Source organism: Streptomyces sp. NBC_01363, assembly GCF_026340595.1.
GTDB lineage: Bacteria > Actinomycetota > Actinomycetes > Streptomycetales > Streptomycetaceae > Streptomyces.
Genome location: NZ_JAPEPF010000001.1, coordinates 3,346,275 through 3,364,261, shown reverse-complemented (window position 1 = coordinate 3,364,261; position 17,987 = coordinate 3,346,275). Strand labels below are relative to the sequence as shown.

Genomic DNA, 17,987 nt, shown 5'->3' with positions numbered 1-17,987 from the left:
GGGAGCTGCCATGCATGTTGTTGTCGCTGGTCAGGGCTACGTGGGGCTGCCGCTGGCCGTGCGCGCCGCAGAGGTGGGGCACCGTGTCATCGGCTACGACGTGGACGATCGCCGGATCAAGCGGCTGGCGGTCGGCAAGTCGTACGTGGAGGACATTCCCGCCGAGCGGCTGCGGCCGCTCCTGGACAGCGGGGTGGCATACCTGCCCTCGGCCGAGCCCGGGGACGTGGCAGGCTTCGACATCGCAGTCATCACCGTGCCCACCCCGCTCCGGGACGGGGTACCCGACCTCTCGTGCATCGAGTCGTCGGCCCGGCTGCTTGCGCAGCACCTGCGCCCCGGGGCCACCGTGGTTCTGGAGTCCACCACCTATCCGGGCACCACCGAGGAACTGCTCGCCCCGCTACTGGAAGAGGGCTCTGGCCTGCGGGCGGGCGAGGACTTCCACCTCGGCTACAGCCCCGAGCGAATCGACCCGGGCAACCCGCGGTGGCGGCTGGAGAACACCCCGAAGGTGGTTTCCGGCACCACAACCGAGGGCCTGGCGGCGGTGAATCGCTTCTACGGGCAACTGGTCGAGCGCACGGTGCCGGTCTCCTCCTGCAAGGAGGCCGAACTGACCAAGCTGCTGGAAAACACCTTCCGGCACGTGAACATCGCCCTGGTCAACGAGCTCGCCATGTTCGCGCACGACCTCGGCATCGACGTCTGGGAGGCGATCGACGCCGCCTCCACCAAGCCGTTCGGCTTCCTGCGCTTCGCCCCTGGCCCGGGGGTCGGCGGGCACTGCCTGCCGATCGACCCCTCCTACCTGTCCTGGCGGGTCGAGCGGGCGCTCGGCCAGTCCTTCCGCTTCGTGGAGCTGGCCAACGACGTCAATAGCCACATGCCCGACCATGTGGTGCGCCGGCTCGGCGAGGCGCTCAACGAACGGCAGCGCTCGGTGAAGGGCTCCCGGGTGCTCCTGCTCGGTCTCGCGAACAAGAAGAACACTGGCGACGCGCGGGAGACGCCTGCCGCGCGGGTCGCCGACCTGCTGGCCCGGATGGGCGCCGAGGTCCGGGCCGCCGACCCGCACGTGGTGGTCGGGGTGCACGTCCCCGAACCGGTCATCCCGGGGCAGCAGGCGGCCGAGCACGACCGGCAGGGCGACCCGTTCGCCGCCGTCCGTCGGGTCGAGGCGACGCCGGAGGAGCTGGCCACGGCCGACGCGGTGGTGCTGCTCACCGACCACGACGAATTCGACTACGGGGCAGTGGAGCTGCACGCCCAGTACGTGCTGGACTGCCGGAACCGGCTGTCCGGCGCGAACGTCGATGTCCTATAGGCGTCGGCGCTGGAGGTCACCGCCCGCCAGAACGGGACCAGGCAGTTAGCAAGCTACGCCTCGCGCTTTGAAACCGAAAGGGGCCCCTGACCAGGCAAAACACCTGGCCTGGGGCCCTTTCTTGGCTTACCGGCAGACGAGTCGGGCTGTACGCCGGGTTCTGTCGCCCGGTCGCCTCGCGGCGGCTGGGGAGACGGCCATCCATCTAGGACCGGCATTGCTGCCGGTCTCGTGCGGTCTACCCGCGAACTCGGGCGGGCCGCCCTCGATCATTCGCGCAGGGCCGTCTTGCGACGGCCCCTCTTGACCTTGCTCCGGGTGGGGTTTACCTAGCCGCCTGAGTCACCTCAGGCGCTGGTGGTCTCTTACACCACCGTTTCACCCTTACCGAGGACCGAAGTCCCTGGCGGTCTGTTTTCTGTGGCACTGTCCCGCGGGTCACCCCGGGTGGCCGTTAGCCATCACCCTGCCCTGTGGAGCCCGGACGTTCCTCGGGGAGATCCGAAGATCCCCACGCGGCCGTCCGCCCGGCTCGTCTGCCGTGCCGACCATGCTACCCGCCTGGTGGGGGCCGCCGGACGGCACCGCGTTCAGATGAGTTCCTCGGTCTCCAGATCGAAGGCGAACGGCGCCGGAAGAGCGAGCCGCCTGCCGAACGGGATCGTGCGGTGCTGGCGGTAGTCGTCGCCCTCCGGGTCGCTGAACAGCGTCAGCGAGGACTGCTCCCGGTCGACCAGGAGGTGGGGCGGGATGGGTCCGCGGGCGTAACAGTGGCGCTTGTCCGTGCGGTCCGCCCGGGGCTTGGTCGAGGTGACCTCGACGACGAGGGCCACCCCCTCGCACGGCATCCAGGGATCGGCTCCCCGGTACAGACGCAGTTCGGTGGGGGCGAAGGTGCCGTCGGGAATGACGTGGTTGGCGGGACGTCCTTCCCCGCTCCGCAGCTTCAGCCCCTTGTTCGCGGAGAAGGCCATACCGGATCGGGCACGCCTGACCACCTGCGTCAGAATGACGCTGAGGCAGTCCTCGTGGTCCCCGTCCGGCGGCGGTGTCACGACGATGTCCCCCTCGATCAGCTCGGCCCGGAAGCCCTCCGGCGTATCCAGCGCCAGAAAGCCCTCCAGCAGGACGTCCGCCTGCGTGAGCGGTTCGTACGGTTCGGCAGTCATGTCACACCTCTTCCTCGGCCGCTCGCCAGACTGGGACACCGGTGGGTCCGTTGTCCGTGGGACGGGAGTGTTCCCCTCGATCGTGGCGGCAGGACCGTGCGGAATTGTCGGATGCGGGTGCGGGCGGGCGGCGCTTGACCCTGCCGCGGCGTCAAGGTTTCTACTGGGTCCATGCGCATCGGAGAGATAGCCGCGCTCGTCGGGGTCACCTCGCGGGCGATCCGGCACTACCACCACATCGGGCTGCTTCCCGAGCCCGGACGCCGGGCCAACGGCTACCGCGCCTACAGCGTGCGGGACGCCGTGGTGCTGGCCCGGATCCGGCGGCTCACGGAGCTCGGGCTCGGGCTGGACGAGGTGCGGGACGTGCTCGCCGACGCGGCGGGGCGCGAGCTCATGGAGGTGCTGGCCGAGCTGGACGCGGATCTGGCCCGGCAGGAGAGCGGGATCCAGGAGCGGCGGCGACGGCTGGCCCGGCTGCTGGACGGGCCGGTCTCCGCCGAGGAGCCCGTGTCGCCGGCTCTCGCCGAGCTGCTGGGTACGGCCCCGACGACCGGCTCCCCCATGGCCGCCAAGGACCGCGAGCATCTCGTACTGCTGGACACCACGGGCGTCGGCGGCGAGATCCACGCCGCCCTGGCACCGCTGGCCGACGACCCGGCCGTACACGCGCTGTACGAGCGGCTGGACGCGCTGGCCGGAGCCCCCGTGGACGATCCCCGGATTCCTCCGCTCGCCGCCGAACTGGCGGCTGCCGTGCCGGACGGGGTGCTGGCGGCGATCCCCTCGGGCGGGCCGGTCATGACCGGGCTCGGCGAGGCGCTGCTCGACGACTACGCGCCCGCGCAGGCCGAGGTGGTGCGCCGGGTGATGGCGGCCCTGACGGCGCGTGTGGCGGGGAGGGGGACGCGATGAGCGTGCGCCGCCTCGTCGGGCGCGAGTTGCGCTCCCTGCACAGTCTCGGGCTGTGGGTGCTGCGACGGCGTCACGCCGTTCCCGAGGGCGCCCTCGCCGTCCCGTACACCGGGCCGCAGACCGCGATGATGTACGGCCTGCTGTTCGTCTCCGTGATCGAGACGGTGATGCTGGCCCTGCTGGTGCCGTGGCCGGTCGTGCACGGGATTCTGCTGGTGCTCGATGTGTACGGGGTGGTGTTCGTCCTGGGCCTCCATGCCGCGTGCGTGACCCGGCCGCATGTGGTGGACGCCGACGGCGCGCTGCGGATCCGCTACGGCGGGCTGTTCGACCTGCGGATCCCCGCAGGTGCGGTCACCGGGGCGCGGGTCGAGCGGCGCTTTCCCGAGGGCGGGCCGGTGCGGCTGGGCGCGGACGGGGTGCTCGACCTGGTCGTGGGCGGTCAGACGACGGTGACCGTGGAGCTGGCCGGTCCGGTGGAGTTCGTACGGCCTCTGGGGAAGCGGGAGCGGGCGCGGGTGATCCGGTTCCACGCGGATGATCCGGGCGCGGCCGTGGCCGCGCTCACGCGGGGGCGAAGAGCACCTTCGACGAACCAGGGTCCGCCCGGTCCAGCCTGACCAGCAGCCGCTCCCCCAGCGGGAGCTTCGCGTCGCCGCCCTCGATCCGGGCGACGACGGCCGGGTCGTCGATGTGGACGGTGCCGGTGGTGGGTTCCTGCTCCGACACGTCGACCACGTACGCGTCGAAGATCTCGCCGATCCGGTCCTTGAGCAGCGCCGCCTCGACCAGGTCGACGCACTCGCGCTCGACGGTGTTGGCGCGCCTGGTCCCGTCCGCCATCTCCTTCGGCAGACCGGGCAGCGCGGCGCGGACCCACTCGGGCGGGTCCTGTTCCGCGACGGCGGCGAGGCACAGCTCGGCCGCGTACCGGTCGACGAGTCGGCGCAGTGGGGCGGTGCAGTGCGTGTAGAGGTCGGCGACGGCGGCGTGGACGGCGGGGGTGGGGAGTTCGCCGTGCTCGAAGACGGTGTAGCCGGCGCCGCGCAGCAGGGTGGTGCACTCCTGGAGGAACGCGGCGTGGTTGGCCTGCCTCGGGTCGAGGGAGCGGACGACCTGGGCGTACGGGACGTGGTGCGGCCAGTCGATGTGCAGCGCCTCGGCGGAGCGGCGGAGCCGGGCCACGGCGCCATCCGGGGCGACCGGCAGGGTGCGCAGGATGCCGGTGCCGGTCCCGGTCATGAGGTGGGCGGCGGCCATGCCGGTCAGCAGGGAGAGCTGGGCGTTCCAGCCGTCGGCGGGCAGCGGGGCGCGGTATTCGAGGCCGTAGCCGCCGTCGCGCTCGACGATCTCCTGCTCGGGCACGTTGAGGGAGATGCCGCCGCGGGCGACCTCCTGCTCCTCACGGAGCCGTCCGATGTCGCGGAGCAGGGCGAGGGGTTCCTCGGCGGTGCCGGTGTCGATCTGCCGCTGGACGCCCGCGTAGTCGAGCTTGGCGCGGCTGCGGACGAGGGCCCGGCGCACCGAGGTGGCGACGGCGCCGCCCTCGCTGTCGAGGTCGATCCGCCAGAGCACGGCGGGACGGGTCCGCCCCGGCAGGAGGCTGGCGGCCCCTTCGGAGAGCAGGGTGGGGTGGAGCGGCACCTTGCCGTCGGGGAAGTAGAGGGTCGTCACCCGGCGGTGGGCCTCGGTGTCGAGCGCGCCGCCGGGGCGTACGAAGGCGGCGACATCGGCGATGGCGTAGTGCACCCGGTAGCCGCGTCGGCGGCGTTCGAGGTACAGGGCCTGGTCGAGGTCGGTCGAGGCGGGCGGGTCGATGGTGAGGAACGGCAGGTCCGTCGCGTCCTCGTGGGCCGATACCGCCGGGTCCTTCGCCGCCTGCGTCGCTTCGGCGAGGACCCCGGACGGGAAGTCGTCGGAAAGGCCGAGCTCGGTGCGCAGTTTGCGCAGGGACGCCCTCAGCGGGGTGTCGGCCGGCCCGGTCATGCGGAGATGGCGGCGGGGCATGGACCGAGCGTATGGCGGGGCGGGGCGGGCGGCATCCCGGGTGACGGCCCGGCCGGTCCCGGTGTGCCCGTACGCTGGCGCGGGGGCCTGGGGACTTTCGAGCGGGGAGGCCCTGGTCCCGCCCCGACTGTGCGTACGAAGGAGAACCGCCGTGCTCGTGCTGTTGCCGCCCTCCGAAGGAAAGGCCGCCTCGGGGCGCGGGGCGCCCCTGAAGCCGGAGTCGCTGTCACTGCCGGGCCTGGCCGGGGCGCGGGCGGCGGTTCTCGACGAGCTGGTGGAGCTGTGTGCGGCGGACCAGGAGAAGGCCCGCGAGGTGCTCGGGCTGAGCGAGGGGCTGCGCGGCGAGATCGCGAAGAACGTGGAGCTCTGGACGGCCGGGACGCGTCCGGCCGGGGAGATCTACACGGGGGTGCTGTACGACGCGCTGGACCTGGCCTCCCTGGACGCGGCGGCCAGGCGGCGGGCCGGGAAGTCGCTGCTGGTCTTCTCCGGGCTGTGGGGCGCCGTGCGGGTGGGCGACCGGATTCCTTCGTACCGCTGCTCGATGGGTGTGAAGCTGCCGGGCCTGGGCGCGCTCGGGGCGTACTGGCGCGACCCGATGGCGCAGGTGATGCCGGAGGCGGCCGGGGACGGGCTCGTCCTGGACCTGCGGTCCTCCGCCTACACCGCGGCCTGGAAGCCGAAGGGCGAGGTGGCGGAGCGCACGGCGAGCGTGCGGGTGCTGCACTCCCAGCTGGTGGACGGGGTCGAGAAGCGGTCGGTGGTCAGCCACTTCAACAAGGCGACGAAGGGGCGGATGGTCCGCGACCTGCTGGTCTCCGGTGCGCGCCCGAAGGAGCCCGCGGAGCTGGTGGAGACCCTGCGCGGGCTCGGGTACGTGGTGGAGGCCGAGGCTCCGGCGCGGGCCGGGCGGGCGTGGTCGATCGATGTCGTGGTGACGGAGATCCACTGAGCCACCGGCCGCTCGCGGTGGTACCACCGCACCGTGCGCGTTGCATCATGCGCAACGCTCGTTGCGTACGGTGCGTACGTCGCGGCAAGATGAGCCCATGACCTCCTCTGTGCTGGACCTTGCCCCCGTCGTGCCCGTAGTCGTCCTGGAGGACGCCGCCGACGCGGTGCCGCTCGCCCGCGCCCTGGTCGCGGGCGGGCTCCCGGCCATCGAGGTGACGCTGCGCACCGCCGCGGCGCTGGACGCGATCGGGGCCATCGCGGCCGAGGTGCCGGACGCGGTGGTCGGGGCCGGCACGGTGATCTCCGTACGGAACGTCGCCGACACCGTCGCCGCGGGGGCCCGGTTCCTGGTCAGCCCCGGCTGGACGGACAGCCTGCTGGACGCGATGAAGGCGTCGGGGGTGCCGTTCCTGCCGGGTGTCTCCACGACGTCCGAGGTGGTCGCGCTGCTGGAGCGCGGGGTCAGCGAGATGAAGTTCTTCCCGGCCGAGGCGGCCGGCGGCACCGCCTATCTGAAGGCCCTCTCCGCGCCGCTGCCGCAGGCCCGCTTCTGCCCGACGGGCGGCATCTCCCTCGCCTCCGCGCCGTCCTATCTGGCGCTGCCCAACGTCGGCTGCGTGGGCGGCAGTTGGATGGTCCCGGCGGATGCGGTCGCGGCGAAGGACTGGGCGCGGGTGGAGCGGCTGGCGAGCGAGGCGGCCGGGCTGCGCGGCTGACCGCCGCCGGGCCGCCCCGGGCTTCCGCCGTCGGCTACCGCAGGTGCGACGTGTCGTTGAGCAGGCGGACCGACGCGTTCCCGTCCGCGTAGTACGCCACCGCGGAGACCGAGGCCGCCGAGAGCTCCATCCGGAACATGGCTTCCGGCGGGGCGCCGAGCGCCAGTCGGATCAGGGTCTTGATCGGCGTCACATGGGTGACCAGGAGGACCGTGCGGCCCGCGTAGCGGGTGGTGAGGCGGTCGCGGGTGGCTCCCACCCGGCGGGCGACCTCGGCGAAGCTCTCGCCGCCGCCGGTGGGGGCCGCCTTCGCGGAGGCGAGCCAGGCGTCCAGGTCGTGGCCGTGACGCTCACGTACCTCGGCGAAGGTCAGGCCCTCCCAGGCACCGAAGTCCGTCTCGCGCAGGCCGTCCTCGATCCGGACCTCCAGGCCGAGCCGGGCCGCCACCGCAGCCGCCGTCTCGCGGCAGCGGCGCAGCGGGGAGCTGACGATCTCCTCGATCGTGCCGCGGGCGGCCAGCGCCTGGGCGATGCGTTCGGCCTGGTGGCGGCCGGTCGCCGAGAGTTCGGGGTCGCTGCCGCCGCTGCCCGAGAACCGCTTCTCGGGGGTGAGGGCCGTCTCGCCGTGCCGGAGCAGTACGAAGGTGGCGGGCGCCCCGAGATCGGGCGCCGCGCCCCAGCCGACCTGGGGGGTCGCCGGGGAGGCCGCTCCCTGCCGGGAGGCCAGGGCCGCGCGGGCCCTGGCCGCGCCCGCCGCCGCGTCACCGGGCGGGCCGGACACGGGGGGCGGGCCTGCGGCCGTCGAGGGCCGGGGGGTGTCGAGGGCGGCCGTCGACGCCGACGGCTCCCACTGCTTGCCGCGCTTGCCCGCGTCCATCGCCTCGTTGGCGAGCCGGTCGGCGTGCTTGTTCTTCTCGCGCGGGATCCACTCGTACGTGACGGCGGAGGCCGGCAGGATCCTGGCGGCCTCCGCCGCGAGCGGCTTCATGTCGGGGTGCTTGATCTTCCAGCGGCCCGACATCTGTTCCACGACCAGCTTGGAGTCCATCCGGACCCGCACCTGGACCGCGCCGTCCGCCGAGGCGTCCGGTACCAGCGCCTTCGCCGCCTTCAGGCCCGCGATGAGGCCCTTGTACTCGGCGACGTTGTTCGTCGCGACGCCGATGTACTCGGCGGCCTCGGCGAGGGTCTCCCCCGTCACCGGGTCGATGACGACCGCTCCGTATCCGGCGGGCCCGGGGTTGCCCCGGGATCCGCCGTCGGCCTCGATGACGAACTGGCGCGGCTGGGTCATTACAGGCCCGACTCCGCCGTACGGACCAGGATGCGGCGGCAGTTCTCGCAGCGCAGGACGGTGTCCGGGGACGCCGCCTTCACGTCGTTGACCTCGGTGATGTTCAGTTCGAGGCGGCAGCCCTCGCAGCGTCGCTGGTAGAGGCGGGCGGCGCCGACCCCGCCCTGCTGGACGCGGAGCTTGTCGTACAGCTTCAGCAGGTCCGCGGGGACCGAACCGGCGACCAGCTCGCGCTCCTTGGTGACGGTCGCGGCCTCCTCGTCGAGCTCCCTGGTCGCGGCGTCGCGGCGGGCGGTCGCGTCGTCGGTCTTGGCCTGGACGGCGGAGACCCGGTCGGACAGCTCGGTGACGCGCTCCTGGGCGGACTCGCGGCGCTCCATCACTTCGAGGACGACGTCCTCCAGGTCGCCCTGGCGCTTGGCCAGCGACGCGATCTCGCGCTGGAGGCTCTCCAGGTCCTTCGGCGAGGTGACCGCGCCGGAGTCGAGGCGCTGCTGGTCGCGGGTGGCGCGCTGGCGCACCTGGTCGACGTCCTGCTCCGCCTTGGTCTGCTCGCGGGCGGTGTCGCTCTCCTCGGTCTGCGAGGCGACCAGCAGGTCGCGCAGTTGCGCGAGGTCGCTGGTGAGCGACTCGATCTCGGCGTGCTCGGGCAGCGACTTGCGCCGGTGCGCGAGCTGCGACAGGCGTACGTCGAGGGCCTGGACGTCGAGAAGTCGGATCTGGTCGGCGGGCGCGGCGTTCAGTTGGGGGCTCCAGAAGAGTGGTGGGTGGTGGTGGTCCAGGGGTCGGTGACCTGCTTCGAGACATGGACCCGCAGGTCCCATCCGTGGCGGTCGGAAATCGCGTCGAGCTGTGTCGCGGCCTGTTCGCACCAGGGCCATTCGGTGGCCCAGTGCGCGGCGTCGATCAGGCCGAGCGGGGAGTGCTGGACGGCCTCGGAGGCCGGGTGGTGGCGCAGGTCGGCGGTGAGGAAGGCGTCGACGCCCGCGGCGCGCACCGCGTCGAAGAGGCTGTCGCCGGAGCCGCCGCTGACCGCGACGGTGCGCACCGTCGCCGCCGGGTCGCCGGCGAGCCGGATGCCCTGCGCGGTGGCGGGCAGCCGGGCCGCCGCGCGGGCGGCGAATTCGGCCAGGGTCTCGGGGTGGTCGAGCACGCAGATCCGGCCGAGGCCGCGCCGCCCCCCGGGGTCGGACGGGTCCGGTACGAGCGGGCCCTCGACGCGCAGGTCGAGCGCACCGGCCAGGGCGTCCGAGACGCCCGGGTCGGCGGTGTCGGCGTTGGTGTGGGCGACGTGCAGCGCGATGTCGTGCTTGATGAGGGTGTGCACGACCCGGCCCTTGAAGGTGTCGGCCGCGACCGTCGTCGTACCCCGCAGATAGAGCGGGTGGTGGGTGACGATCAGCTGGGCGCCGAGCCGGATCGCCTCGTCGGCGATCTCATGGACGGGGTCGACGGCGAAGAGCACACGGTCGACGACGGCGTCGGGGTCTCCGCAGACGGTACCGACCGCGTCCCAGCCTTCGGCCCGCTCGGGCGGCCAGAGAGCGTCGAGCTCGGCGAGGACATCAGACAGACGGGGCACAAGCAAAGGCTACCTGCCCTCCGTGCCCCGTCGCCCATGACTGTGGCGGTCCGTGCGGACCGCCACGTCCTGCTCGGCGATCACTGCTTCACGAGGTCGGCCGCGGCCTGCCCGCGATCGTCACTTCACGAGGTCGGCCACGGCCTGCGATCGTCACTTCACGAGGTCGGCGCGGAGGTCGTCGAGGACCAGGTTCGCCGCCGTGACACCGAGGCCGAGGTACCAGGTCTCGTCGGAGACGTCCTTGGCCCGGCCCTCCTTGACGGCCTTGAGGTTCTTCCACAGCGGGTTGGCCTGGGTGGTGTCGCGCTTGGTGGCCTTCACGTCGCCGTAGACGCCGGTGAAGATCCAGTCGGCGTCGGCCTCGTCAATCTTCTCCGGGCTGATCTCCGCGGCGAGGTCGTCGATCTGCTGGTTCTTCGGCCGCGGCAGACCGGCGTCTTCGAGGATGGTGCCGATGAACGAGGCCTTGGCGTAGAGACGGATACGGTCCGGCAGGTAGCGGACCATGGAGATGGTCGGCTTCTTCGGGCCGATGTCCTCGCCGAGCTTCTTCGCCTTGGCCTCATAGGCACCGAGCTCGCTCTTCGCCTTCGCCGTCCTGTCCAGCGCGGCGGCGTTGAGGAGGTAGTTCTCCTTCCAGGTGAAGCCCGGACGGATGGAGAACACGGTCGGCGCGATCTTGGAGAGCGCGTCGTACTTGTCGGCGGCGCGCAGCTGGCTGCCCAGGATCAGGTCGGGCTTCAGCCCGGCGATCGCCTCAAGATTGAGGTTGTTGATCGTGCCGACGTTCTTGGGGTTGCCCGCGTTCTTCTTCAGGTACGAGGGAATCGCCGCGTCGCCCTCGGAGGGGGCGTAGCCCACCGGCTTCACACCCAGCGACACGACGTTGTCGAACTCGCCGACGTCCAGCACCACGACACGCTTGGGGGCGGACTTGATCTCCGTCTTGCCCATGGCGTGGGTGAGGGTCCGGGGGAACTGGCCGGCCCCGGCGTCCGTCCCGTACGCCGCCGTCTTCTTCGCGGCGTCGCCGAAGTCCTTGCCGCCCGTGGCGACGGCCGCCTTCTTGTCGCCGCCCTCGGACTTGGCCGAGCCGCCCGACCCCCCGTCGTCGCTCCCGCAGGCCGAGAGGGAAAGGGCGGCAGCCACCACCAGGCCGACTGCGGCGGTGCCGCGGCGACGAAGGGACATCACTTGCTCCAGTTGCGAAGAACAGACAGATACTGCTTAGGGCTGCCTAACCTTACTCATTTGCCTCACGCCCAGCACAGCCACCCCCTCCCCCTCGGGCGAATACGGGCATCACCACCCTTATGTGTGAAGAGGCGGGTCTCGTGTTGTTCGGCAGGAAGTGCGAAAACTAACTTCGATTGCCGGAGGTGACCAGTCCATGACTGTCTGTGCCATCGAGAACAAGACCGTAGGCGCGACCGGGGCCGCCGAAGACCACGGGGACGCGGTCCTGGAGAACGGCGAGCCGGAGGCTCCCGCTGCTCCGGACGACCCGCCGGACCAAGCGGGCGGAGCGGGCACGCCCCTCGGGGCAGCCCTCGCCGCGCCCGCGTTCACGATCGCCGCGGACGGTTCGTACGCGGCCCGGCTCGCGCTCGCGGCGGTGCCGGCGGAGGCGTCCGGCGAGGCCGGCGGGGCGTGGTTCGTGGAGCGCTGGACGCTCGACGGGCCCGAGCCGTACGCCGTACCGCTCCCCCTCGACCAGCCGGAGGAGCCGGACTCCGAGGTGCTGCCGATGGCCGACGGGCGGGTACTGATCCGGCGCCGGGTCGCGGACCGGCACACGGTGTCGCTGCTCTATCCGACCGGCCCCGGGACCGGTGAACTCCCGCTCGGCGCCGTCGAATGCGCGGACCTCACCCTGCTGCCGCCCACGCCGGACGGCATGAGCGCGTACGCGCTGTCGGCCGGCGCGCACTCCACCTCCGTCTGGCTGGTGGCGGGCGGCGCCTTCGGTCCCGAGCCGGTCGCGGAGGTCCCGGGGCGCTGCTCCGGCGGCGTCTGGCTGGACCGGGCGGGCCGGATACTGGCCCTGGACCGGGAGATGCCGGGCGGGGGCCCGGTCAAGGCGGTCGCCGTGGACCTGGAGCGGGGCGGCGAGGTGACGCCGCTGCTGCAGATCGCCCCGGACAGCAACGACCGCCTGCTGCTCGCCGATCCGGACAGCGGGCTGCTGCTGATCCGCTCGGACGCGCCGGGACACGACCGGCTGGGGTGGGGCGTGCTCGGCAGCTGTCTGCCCGTGCGCTTCCCGGAGTGCCTGCGCCCGGCCGATGCGGCGGTGACGCCGTTCGCCGTGCAGCCGGGCCAGATGCTGATGCCGGAGAGCTGCGCGGTGGCGCTGCGGATCGACGGGGCGGCGGGCAGCTGGGTCGGGGTGTGGCGCCCGGCCGGACGCCGGCTGCATCAACTCGCCGCCCCCGAGGGATGGCAGGCCGGTCGCGGGGTGTGGACCCGGGACGGCGTGCTCGGACTCCCGTACGCGGACGGGAACGTGGCCTGCGGTGTGGCTCTGGTGGAGGCGCCGGTGGACGACGAACACGGCACGCGGCCGTCGGCGGAACCCGGCGCGGAAAGCGGTATGCAACCGTCCGCCGCCGCTGCGCCTCTACCCGTGTGCAAGCCGATTCCGCTGGGGCAGGCGCCTCTTACGGGACGCATGGTGCCTGGTTAAAATCTGGAACCGGGCTACGCAACCGTACCCGGCGGTCGCCGACGGTGACCGCGCCGTGTTGCGGTTGGCGTGATCGGCCCGGTGACACACACGTAAGCGATCACAACGGGGTGACTTCCCACATGTCTGAAGCCCGAACCGACACGACCCAGACGCGTCCGGAGAACGCGGACCGGGCCGAAGACGGCGGCTACGGAAAGCACCGAGGGGGTGAGTCGATGGACGACACGTCTGCACAGCCGCACGGCCGCCACCGCCGCCCCGAGGGGGACAGCCGGGCGGCCTGACCGCGCGGAACAGCGACGAGGGGCGGTGGGCCCTGGCAGCCGGCCGGCTGCCAGGGCCCACCCGTGTCCGCGGTGGTCCAACCCCGTCGGTCAGCCCCGTTTCAGGCCGAGCACCTCCGCCGCGGCGAAGGTCTCGTTCGGCGGGCGCTCCTCGTAGTACGGCGAGATCAGCTCGTCCAGCTCCTCGAAGGAGAACGTCTCCTTCGAGGAGTCGAACTTCGCCACGACCCTGGGGCGTTCGACGATCGCGACCATCCCGCCGTGCACCACGAGCAACTGCCCGTTGACCTTGGCGGCGGCCGGGGAGGCCAGATAGCCGACCAGTGGCGCGACGTGCTCGGGTGCGAGCGCGTCGAGCCGGCCGTCCGTCGGCTCCTGGAAGCCCGCGAAGACGTCCTCGGTCATCCGGGTGCGGGCCCGCGGGCAGATGGCGTTGGCGGTGACTCCGTACCTGGCCAGGGCCAGCGCCGTGGAGGTGGTGAGGCCGACGATGCCGCCCTTGGCCGCCGCGTAGTTCGGCTGGCCCGCCGAACCGGCCAGGAACGCCTCCGACGAGGTGTTGACGATCCGGCCGTGGACCGGGCCGCCGGACTCCTTGGAGCGGGTGCGCCAGTGCGCGGCGGCGAAGTGCGTGGTGTTGAAGTGGCCCTTGAGGTGGACCCTGATGACGGAGTCCCACTCGTCCTCGGTCATCGAGAAGATCATCCGGTCGCGCAGGATGCCCGCGTTGTTGACCAGGACGTCGAGCTTTCCGTAGGTGTCGACGGCCAGCTCCACCAGGGCGCGGGCCTGCTCGTGGTCGGAGACGTCGCCGAGGTGCGCGACCGCCCGGCCGCCCGCGGCCCGGATCTCCTCGGCGACCTCCTCGGCGGGCGTCGCGGACGCCTCGCCGGAGCCGTCGCGGCCCGGCTGCCCGTAGTCGTTGACGACCACGGACGCGCCCAGCCCCGCCAGTTCCAGCGCTTCGGCGCGTCCGAGGCCGCGGCCCGCGCCCGTGACGATCGCGGACATGCCGTCCAGGGGAAGTGACATCGGAATCTCTCCAGTCCTCTCAGGAGGGGCGGGCGGTGGTCAGAGCTCGACGCAGGTGCGCAGCGACTCGCCGGTCCGCATCTGGTCGAGTGCGTCGTTGATCCCGTCGAGCCGCACCCGGTGGGTGATCATCGATTCGAGGTCGATCCGCCCGGCCCGCCAGAGCGCGATGGCCCGTTCGTACGAGCGGAGCACATCGCCGCCCCCGTACATGGAGGGCAGGATCCGCTTCTCGTCGAAGAACAGCTCGAACATGTTGACCTGGAAGTTGTCGTCCATCGCGCCCGCGCCGACGATGCACAGGGTGCCGCCGCGCCGGGTGTGGTCGTACGCGGTGCGCGCGGTGGCCGATTTGCCGACGACCTCGAAGACGTAGTCGAAGCCCTCGCCCGCGGTGATCCGCTGCTTGGCGTCGGCGAACTCGTCGGGCGAGACCGCCTCGGTCGCGCCGAACCGCAGCGCCGCCTCGCGCCGGGAGGCGACCGGGTCCACGGCCACGATCTGGGCGGCGCCCTGCACCCTGGCACCCTGGATGGTGGAGATGCCGACGCCGCCGCAGCCGATCACGGCGACCGATGAACCGGCCTCCACCTGTGCGGTGTTGATGGCCGCGCCGAGTCCGGTGGTCACCCCGCAGCCGATCAGCGCGGCGATCTCGAACGGCACGTCGTCGGGGATCGGCACCGCGCAGCCCGCGCCGACGACGACCTCCTCGGTGAAGGTGCCGGTGCCCGCGAAGCCGAATACATCGCCGCCGGGGCGCTTGAAGTTGGGGGTGCCCGCGTTCATGAAACCGGCCAGGCAGAGCTGGGTCTGGCCGCGCTTGCAGGACGGACACGCCCCGCAGGCGGGCAGCCAGCAGACCAGTACCCGGTCCCCCGCGCTCAGCCCGGTGACGCCGTCGCCGACGTCCAGGACCTCGCCGGCGCCCTCGTGGCCCGGGATGAACGGGGCGGGCTGCGGCAGCACCCCGCTCATCGCGGAGACATCGGAGTGGCACAGTCCGGTGGCCCTGATGCGGAGCCTGACCTTGCCGGGGCCGAAGCCCACCGCCTCGACGTCGTCGAGGACTTCCAGTTTGTCCTGGCCTATCTCGTGCAGTACGGCTGCGCGCATGGTGCGGCTCCCCTCATGGGCCTGCGGAACGTGGGCTGCGGTCCTCTTGGAGTCGGTTCGGGTGCGGGTTCGGGTTCAGGAGTGCTCGACGAAGGTGTCGCCGAGGACCATGGCGTTGTCCCGCTCCACGGCTCTCACCTCGACCCGCACCTGGTCCTCGGCGGTCCACATCTCGATGCGGAGGGTCTCGCCGGGGAAGACGATCCCGGCGAACCGGGTGCGGTAGGAGCGGACACGGGTCACATCGCCGCCGAGGACCGTGTCGGTGACGGCCTTGAGCGTGATGCCGTAGGTGCACAGTCCGTGCAGGATCGGCCGGTCGAAGCCGGCGCGTGCGGCGAACTCCGGGTCGGCGTGCAGCGGGTTCCAGTCCCCGGAGAGGCGGTACAGCAGCGCCTGGTCCGGCCGGACCGGCCGCTCCACGACGTGGTTCGGGGCGATCACGGGATAGGCGGCCCGCCCGGACGGGCCGCGTTCACCGCCGAAGCCGCCCTCGCCCCGGACGTAGATCTGGGCGTCGTTGGTCCACAGCGGGCCCTCTTCGTCGGCGGCCTCGGTGCGCAGCACCAGCACGGCCGCCTTGCCCTTGTCGTACACCGCGGCGACCTTCGAGGTCTGTACGGCGCTGCCCCGCACCGGGATCGGCCGGTGCACCCGTACGCTCTGCCCGCCGTGCAGGACGGCGGCGAGGTCGATGTCGACGCCGGGCGAGGAGAGTCCGCCGACGACCCCCATGCCCGCGCCCGCCACGGTGGCGAAGGAGGGCAGCACATGGAGCCGGGACTCCAGTGTGTAGCGCAGCTCGTGGGGGTCGACGGCGGGGTCGGCACGGCCGGGGTCGGAGCCGGCGCCGATCCCGAGGTGGTAGAGCTGGACATCCTTGTGGTCCCAGCCGATCCGGGTGGAGCGGGGTTCGGCGGCGAGAGCCTTTTCGGCATCAATGGGCATGGGAGAGCTGCTCCTTGATGGTGGGAAGACCTCGGCGCGGCCGTCCGCACCGTCGGCCGCACCGAGGTCGCGCGGGACCGGCCGCGACGCCTGTTCTAGAACGCGTTCTAGCCGATGAACCCATGTATAACGCAGCGCCCAGCAGTTGTGAAGACTGCTGCTGACGTGGCGTCAGATTCCTCCGTGGGCCGGCATCCGGTCATGACATATGTCATGGCGAAGTCCGTACACAGACATCTGCCGGGGACCCCGGCGGCCTCCGTAGCGTCGTGTTCATGATGCAGACAACGGGGAGCGGAGCCGCGGTGGTCCTCACCGGGGCGGCCAAGACCTTCGGCCGGGCGGGGCACGGCGTACGGGCCGTGGACGGGATCGATCTGTCCATCGGCCGCGGCGAGACCGTCGCCCTGCTCGGCCGCAACGGGGCGGGCAAGTCCACCACCATCCGGCTTCTGCTCGGCCTCGACCAGCCGGACTCCGGCACGGTGCGGGTGCTGGGGCGGAGCGCCGAGCACGCGGTGCGGGACGGACTGGTCGGCGCCATGCTCCAGGACGGGCGGCCCATCCAGCGGGTCACCGTCCGCGAGCTGATCGCCTTCGTCGCCTCCACCTATCCGAAGCCGATGCCGGTGTCCGAGGCGCTCTCCCTGGCGGGCGTGACCGCGTACGCGAACCGGCGCATCGACAAGCTCTCCGGCGGCCAGACCCAGCGCGTCCGCTTCGCCGTCGCGCTGGCCGGCAATCCGGAGCTGATCGTCCTGGACGAGCCGACCGCCGCCCTGGACGTGGAGGCGCGCCGCACGTTCTGGGACTCGATGCGGGCCTATGCCCGGCGCGGCAACACCGTCCTGTTCTCCACCCACTATCTGGAGGAGGCCGACGAGAACGCCGACCGGATCGTCGTCATCGACCGGGGCCGGATCGTCGCGGACGGCACCGGCGACACGATCCGGGGCTCGGCCGGCAGCAGTCTCGTCTCCTTCGACCTGGCGGGCGGGCCGACCGGGGGCCTGGAGCTGCTGCCCGGTGTGGTCGCCGTCGAGGTGTCCGGGGACCGGGCGCTGCTGCACACCGACGACTCGGACGCCACCGTCAGGGAGCTGGCCCGCCTCGACGCGATCCGGAACCTCCAGGTCTCCCGGGCCACGCTGGAGGACGCGTTCCTCTCCCTCACGTCACCGGCCGCCGCTCCGCCCGTAACCGATTCCGAGAGGGAGATCGTCTGATGTTCCGCTACATCGTGCTCGAAATCCGCCGGACCCTGCGCGACGGCTTCTTCCTGATCTTCGGGACCGGGATGCCGGTGATGATGTACCTGCTCTTCACCAACATCGGCGGCGGCAACGACGTCGACGGCTGGAAGACCGCCTCGATGGTCGGCATGGCCGCGTACGGGGCGCTGGGCTCCGCCATGTCGATCGGTACGGGGGTCGCCTCCGACAAGACCCTCGGTTGGCTGGAGCAGTTGCGGGTCACCCCGCTCGCCCCCTCGCAGGCGGTCGTGGGCCGCGCGATCAGCGGTTCGGTGACGGTCCTGCCGACGATCCTGACGGTGCTGCTGGCCGGCGGGCTGTTCAACGGGGTGCGGCTGGATGCCTGGCAGTGGATCGCGCTGGCGCTGCTGCTGTGGATCGGCGCGCTGCCGTTCACCCTGCTCGGCCTCGGCAACGGCTACCGGCTCACCCCGCAGGGCACCGGGGTGGTCAACGTGGCCTGTCTGATGGGCTTCGCGATCGTCGGCGGGCTGTGGTTCCCGCTGGAGCTGCTGCCCGAGTGGCTGCGCTCCATCGGCAGGTTCACCCCGGCCAACCGCTTCGCCGACCTGGGCTGGGCAACCACCGAGGGACACGCGCCCGGCACCGGCACGATCGCGGTGCTCTGCGGGTGGCTCCTGCTGTTCGGTACGTACGCCGTGATCTCGTACCGTCGGTCCGCGAGAACCGTGTGACAG

General features: G+C 72.1%; 18 protein-coding genes and 1 other RNA gene. 9 read left to right on the top strand and 10 right to left on the bottom strand.

The window, feature by feature from the left end; all coding sequences use genetic code 11:
- Nucleotides 1-10 precede the first annotated feature (10 nt).
- Nucleotides 11-1,327: a nucleotide sugar dehydrogenase gene (locus tag OG611_RS15530; protein WP_266419906.1), complete on the top strand. Its 1,317-nt coding sequence runs from the start codon at nucleotides 11-13 to the stop codon at nucleotides 1,325-1,327.
- A 133-nt stretch (nucleotides 1,328-1,460) separates the two neighbouring features.
- Here OG611_RS15530 and rnpB read toward each other — a convergent pair.
- An RNA gene (gene rnpB / locus OG611_RS15525) (RNase P RNA component class A) lies at nucleotides 1,461-1,862 on the bottom strand.
- Nucleotides 1,863-1,917: 55 nt separating this feature from the next.
- Entirely contained in the window at nucleotides 1,918-2,496 is a 579-nt protein-coding gene (locus tag OG611_RS15520; RefSeq protein WP_266419904.1) for a Uma2 family endonuclease, read from the bottom strand.
- Nucleotides 2,497-2,667: 171 nt separating this feature from the next.
- Here OG611_RS15520 and OG611_RS15515 point away from each other — a divergent pair, with 171 nt between their 5' ends.
- Both OG611_RS15515 and OG611_RS15510 read left to right on the top strand, forming a co-directional pair.
- A complete protein-coding gene (locus OG611_RS15515) occupies nucleotides 2,668-3,411 on the top strand; it encodes a MerR family transcriptional regulator (RefSeq protein ID WP_266419901.1) in 744 nt (247 codons plus the stop codon).
- Nucleotides 3,408-4,031, top strand: a complete 624-nt coding sequence (locus OG611_RS15510; protein WP_266419898.1) for a hypothetical protein — start codon at nucleotides 3,408-3,410, stop codon at nucleotides 4,029-4,031. Before OG611_RS15515 ends, OG611_RS15510 begins: the two co-directional genes overlap by 4 nt.
- On the opposite strand, the gene OG611_RS15505 is transcribed toward OG611_RS15510, so the two are convergent.
- A complete protein-coding gene (locus tag OG611_RS15505; RefSeq protein ID WP_266425916.1) occupies nucleotides 3,976-5,397 on the bottom strand; it encodes an RNB domain-containing ribonuclease in 1,422 nt (473 codons plus the stop codon). The genes OG611_RS15510 and OG611_RS15505 overlap by 56 nt on opposite strands.
- 172 nt (nucleotides 5,398-5,569) lie before the next feature.
- Between OG611_RS15505 and yaaA the strand changes: the two genes are divergently transcribed.
- Nucleotides 5,570-6,370, top strand: coding sequence for a peroxide stress protein YaaA (yaaA, locus tag OG611_RS15500; RefSeq protein ID WP_266419895.1), 801 nt, complete (start codon nucleotides 5,570-5,572; stop codon nucleotides 6,368-6,370).
- A 97-nt stretch (nucleotides 6,371-6,467) separates the two neighbouring features.
- Entirely contained in the window at nucleotides 6,468-7,088 is a 621-nt protein-coding gene (gene eda, locus OG611_RS15495; RefSeq protein ID WP_266419893.1) for a bifunctional 4-hydroxy-2-oxoglutarate aldolase/2-dehydro-3-deoxy-phosphogluconate aldolase, read from the top strand.
- A gap of 34 nt (nucleotides 7,089-7,122) precedes the next feature.
- Here eda and OG611_RS15490 read toward each other — a convergent pair whose 3' ends face one another.
- The 4 genes from OG611_RS15490 to OG611_RS15475 all read right to left on the bottom strand — a co-directional run bounded on the left by OG611_RS15490 (nucleotide 7,123) and on the right by OG611_RS15475 (nucleotide 11,158).
- Nucleotides 7,123-8,382, bottom strand: a complete 1,260-nt coding sequence (locus OG611_RS15490; protein ID WP_266419888.1) for a bifunctional RNase H/acid phosphatase — start codon at nucleotides 8,380-8,382, stop codon at nucleotides 7,123-7,125.
- Nucleotides 8,382-9,125 carry a zinc ribbon domain-containing protein gene (locus OG611_RS15485; RefSeq protein ID WP_266425913.1) on the bottom strand — a complete coding sequence of 248 codons (744 nt, stop codon included), beginning with the start codon at nucleotides 9,123-9,125 and terminating at the stop codon, nucleotides 8,382-8,384. The genes OG611_RS15490 and OG611_RS15485 overlap by 1 nt, the downstream gene beginning before the upstream one ends.
- On the bottom strand, nucleotides 9,122-9,964 hold the full coding sequence (locus OG611_RS15480) for a Nif3-like dinuclear metal center hexameric protein (RefSeq protein WP_266419885.1): 843 nt from the start codon (nucleotides 9,962-9,964) through the stop codon (nucleotides 9,122-9,124). The genes OG611_RS15485 and OG611_RS15480 overlap by 4 nt, the downstream gene beginning before the upstream one ends.
- 153 nt (nucleotides 9,965-10,117) lie before the next feature.
- Nucleotides 10,118-11,158 (bottom strand): ABC transporter substrate-binding protein, encoded by a 1,041-nt coding sequence (locus tag OG611_RS15475; RefSeq protein WP_266419882.1) that lies wholly within the window; start codon nucleotides 11,156-11,158, stop codon nucleotides 10,118-10,120.
- Between the two features lie 199 nt (nucleotides 11,159-11,357).
- Between OG611_RS15475 and OG611_RS15470 the strand changes: the two genes are divergently transcribed.
- Nucleotides 11,358-12,653, top strand: a complete 1,296-nt coding sequence (locus OG611_RS15470; RefSeq protein ID WP_266419879.1) for a hypothetical protein — start codon at nucleotides 11,358-11,360, stop codon at nucleotides 12,651-12,653.
- Nucleotides 12,654-12,775: 122 nt separating this feature from the next.
- A complete protein-coding gene (locus tag OG611_RS15465; protein ID WP_266419876.1) occupies nucleotides 12,776-12,940 on the top strand; it encodes a hypothetical protein in 165 nt (54 codons plus the stop codon).
- Nucleotides 12,941-13,030: 90 nt separating this feature from the next.
- Here OG611_RS15465 and OG611_RS15460 read toward each other — a convergent pair whose 3' ends face one another.
- From OG611_RS15460 to OG611_RS15450, 3 genes are all read right to left on the bottom strand, one after another.
- On the bottom strand, nucleotides 13,031-13,972 hold the full coding sequence (locus OG611_RS15460) for a 3-oxoacyl-ACP reductase (RefSeq protein ID WP_266419874.1): 942 nt from the start codon (nucleotides 13,970-13,972) through the stop codon (nucleotides 13,031-13,033).
- 39 nt (nucleotides 13,973-14,011) lie between these two features.
- Entirely contained in the window at nucleotides 14,012-15,088 is a 1,077-nt protein-coding gene (locus tag OG611_RS15455; protein ID WP_266419871.1) for a Zn-dependent alcohol dehydrogenase, read from the bottom strand.
- Nucleotides 15,089-15,163: 75 nt separating this feature from the next.
- Nucleotides 15,164-16,036 carry a MaoC/PaaZ C-terminal domain-containing protein gene (locus OG611_RS15450; RefSeq protein ID WP_266419868.1) on the bottom strand — a complete coding sequence of 291 codons (873 nt, stop codon included), beginning with the start codon at nucleotides 16,034-16,036 and terminating at the stop codon, nucleotides 15,164-15,166.
- 275 nt (nucleotides 16,037-16,311) lie between these two features.
- Here OG611_RS15450 and OG611_RS15445 point away from each other — a divergent pair, with 275 nt between their 5' ends.
- Complete coding sequence (locus tag OG611_RS15445) at nucleotides 16,312-17,262, top strand: ABC transporter ATP-binding protein (protein WP_266419866.1); 951 nt, start codon at nucleotides 16,312-16,314, stop codon at nucleotides 17,260-17,262.
- Nucleotides 17,262-17,984: an ABC transporter permease gene (locus OG611_RS15440; RefSeq protein WP_266419863.1), complete on the top strand. Its 723-nt coding sequence runs from the start codon at nucleotides 17,262-17,264 to the stop codon at nucleotides 17,982-17,984. The genes OG611_RS15445 and OG611_RS15440 overlap by 1 nt, the downstream gene beginning before the upstream one ends.
- Nucleotides 17,985-17,987 lie beyond the last annotated feature (3 nt).

Excerpts from the sequence above, each read along its gene's own strand:
- OG611_RS15455 (WP_266419871.1), bottom strand. The coding sequence starts at position 15,088 with ATGCGCGCAGCCGTACTGCACGAGATAGGCCAGGACAAACTGGAAGTC.
- OG611_RS15460 (WP_266419874.1), bottom strand. The coding sequence starts at position 13,972 with ATGTCACTTCCCCTGGACGGCATGTCCGCGATCGTCACGGGCGCGGGC.
- OG611_RS15470 (WP_266419879.1), top strand. The coding sequence starts at position 11,358 with ATGACTGTCTGTGCCATCGAGAACAAGACCGTAGGCGCGACCGGGGCC.
- OG611_RS15440 (WP_266419863.1), top strand. The coding sequence starts at position 17,262 with ATGTTCCGCTACATCGTGCTCGAAATCCGCCGGACCCTGCGCGACGGC.
- OG611_RS15530 (WP_266419906.1), top strand. The coding sequence starts at position 11 with ATGCATGTTGTTGTCGCTGGTCAGGGCTACGTGGGGCTGCCGCTGGCC.
- OG611_RS15445 (WP_266419866.1), top strand. The coding sequence starts at position 16,312 with ATGATGCAGACAACGGGGAGCGGAGCCGCGGTGGTCCTCACCGGGGCG.
- OG611_RS15520 (WP_266419904.1), bottom strand. The coding sequence starts at position 2,496 with ATGACTGCCGAACCGTACGAACCGCTCACGCAGGCGGACGTCCTGCTG.
- OG611_RS15475 (WP_266419882.1), bottom strand. The coding sequence starts at position 11,158 with ATGTCCCTTCGTCGCCGCGGCACCGCCGCAGTCGGCCTGGTGGTGGCT.
- OG611_RS15515 (WP_266419901.1), top strand. The coding sequence starts at position 2,668 with ATGCGCATCGGAGAGATAGCCGCGCTCGTCGGGGTCACCTCGCGGGCG.
- OG611_RS15450 (WP_266419868.1), bottom strand. The coding sequence starts at position 16,036 with ATGCCCATTGATGCCGAAAAGGCTCTCGCCGCCGAACCCCGCTCCACC.
- OG611_RS15510 (WP_266419898.1), top strand. The coding sequence starts at position 3,408 with ATGAGCGTGCGCCGCCTCGTCGGGCGCGAGTTGCGCTCCCTGCACAGT.
- eda (WP_266419893.1), top strand. The coding sequence starts at position 6,468 with ATGACCTCCTCTGTGCTGGACCTTGCCCCCGTCGTGCCCGTAGTCGTC.
- OG611_RS15505 (WP_266425916.1), bottom strand. The coding sequence starts at position 5,397 with ATGACCGGGCCGGCCGACACCCCGCTGAGGGCGTCCCTGCGCAAACTG.
- OG611_RS15490 (WP_266419888.1), bottom strand. The coding sequence starts at position 8,382 with ATGACCCAGCCGCGCCAGTTCGTCATCGAGGCCGACGGCGGATCCCGG.
- OG611_RS15465 (WP_266419876.1), top strand. The coding sequence starts at position 12,776 with ATGTCTGAAGCCCGAACCGACACGACCCAGACGCGTCCGGAGAACGCG.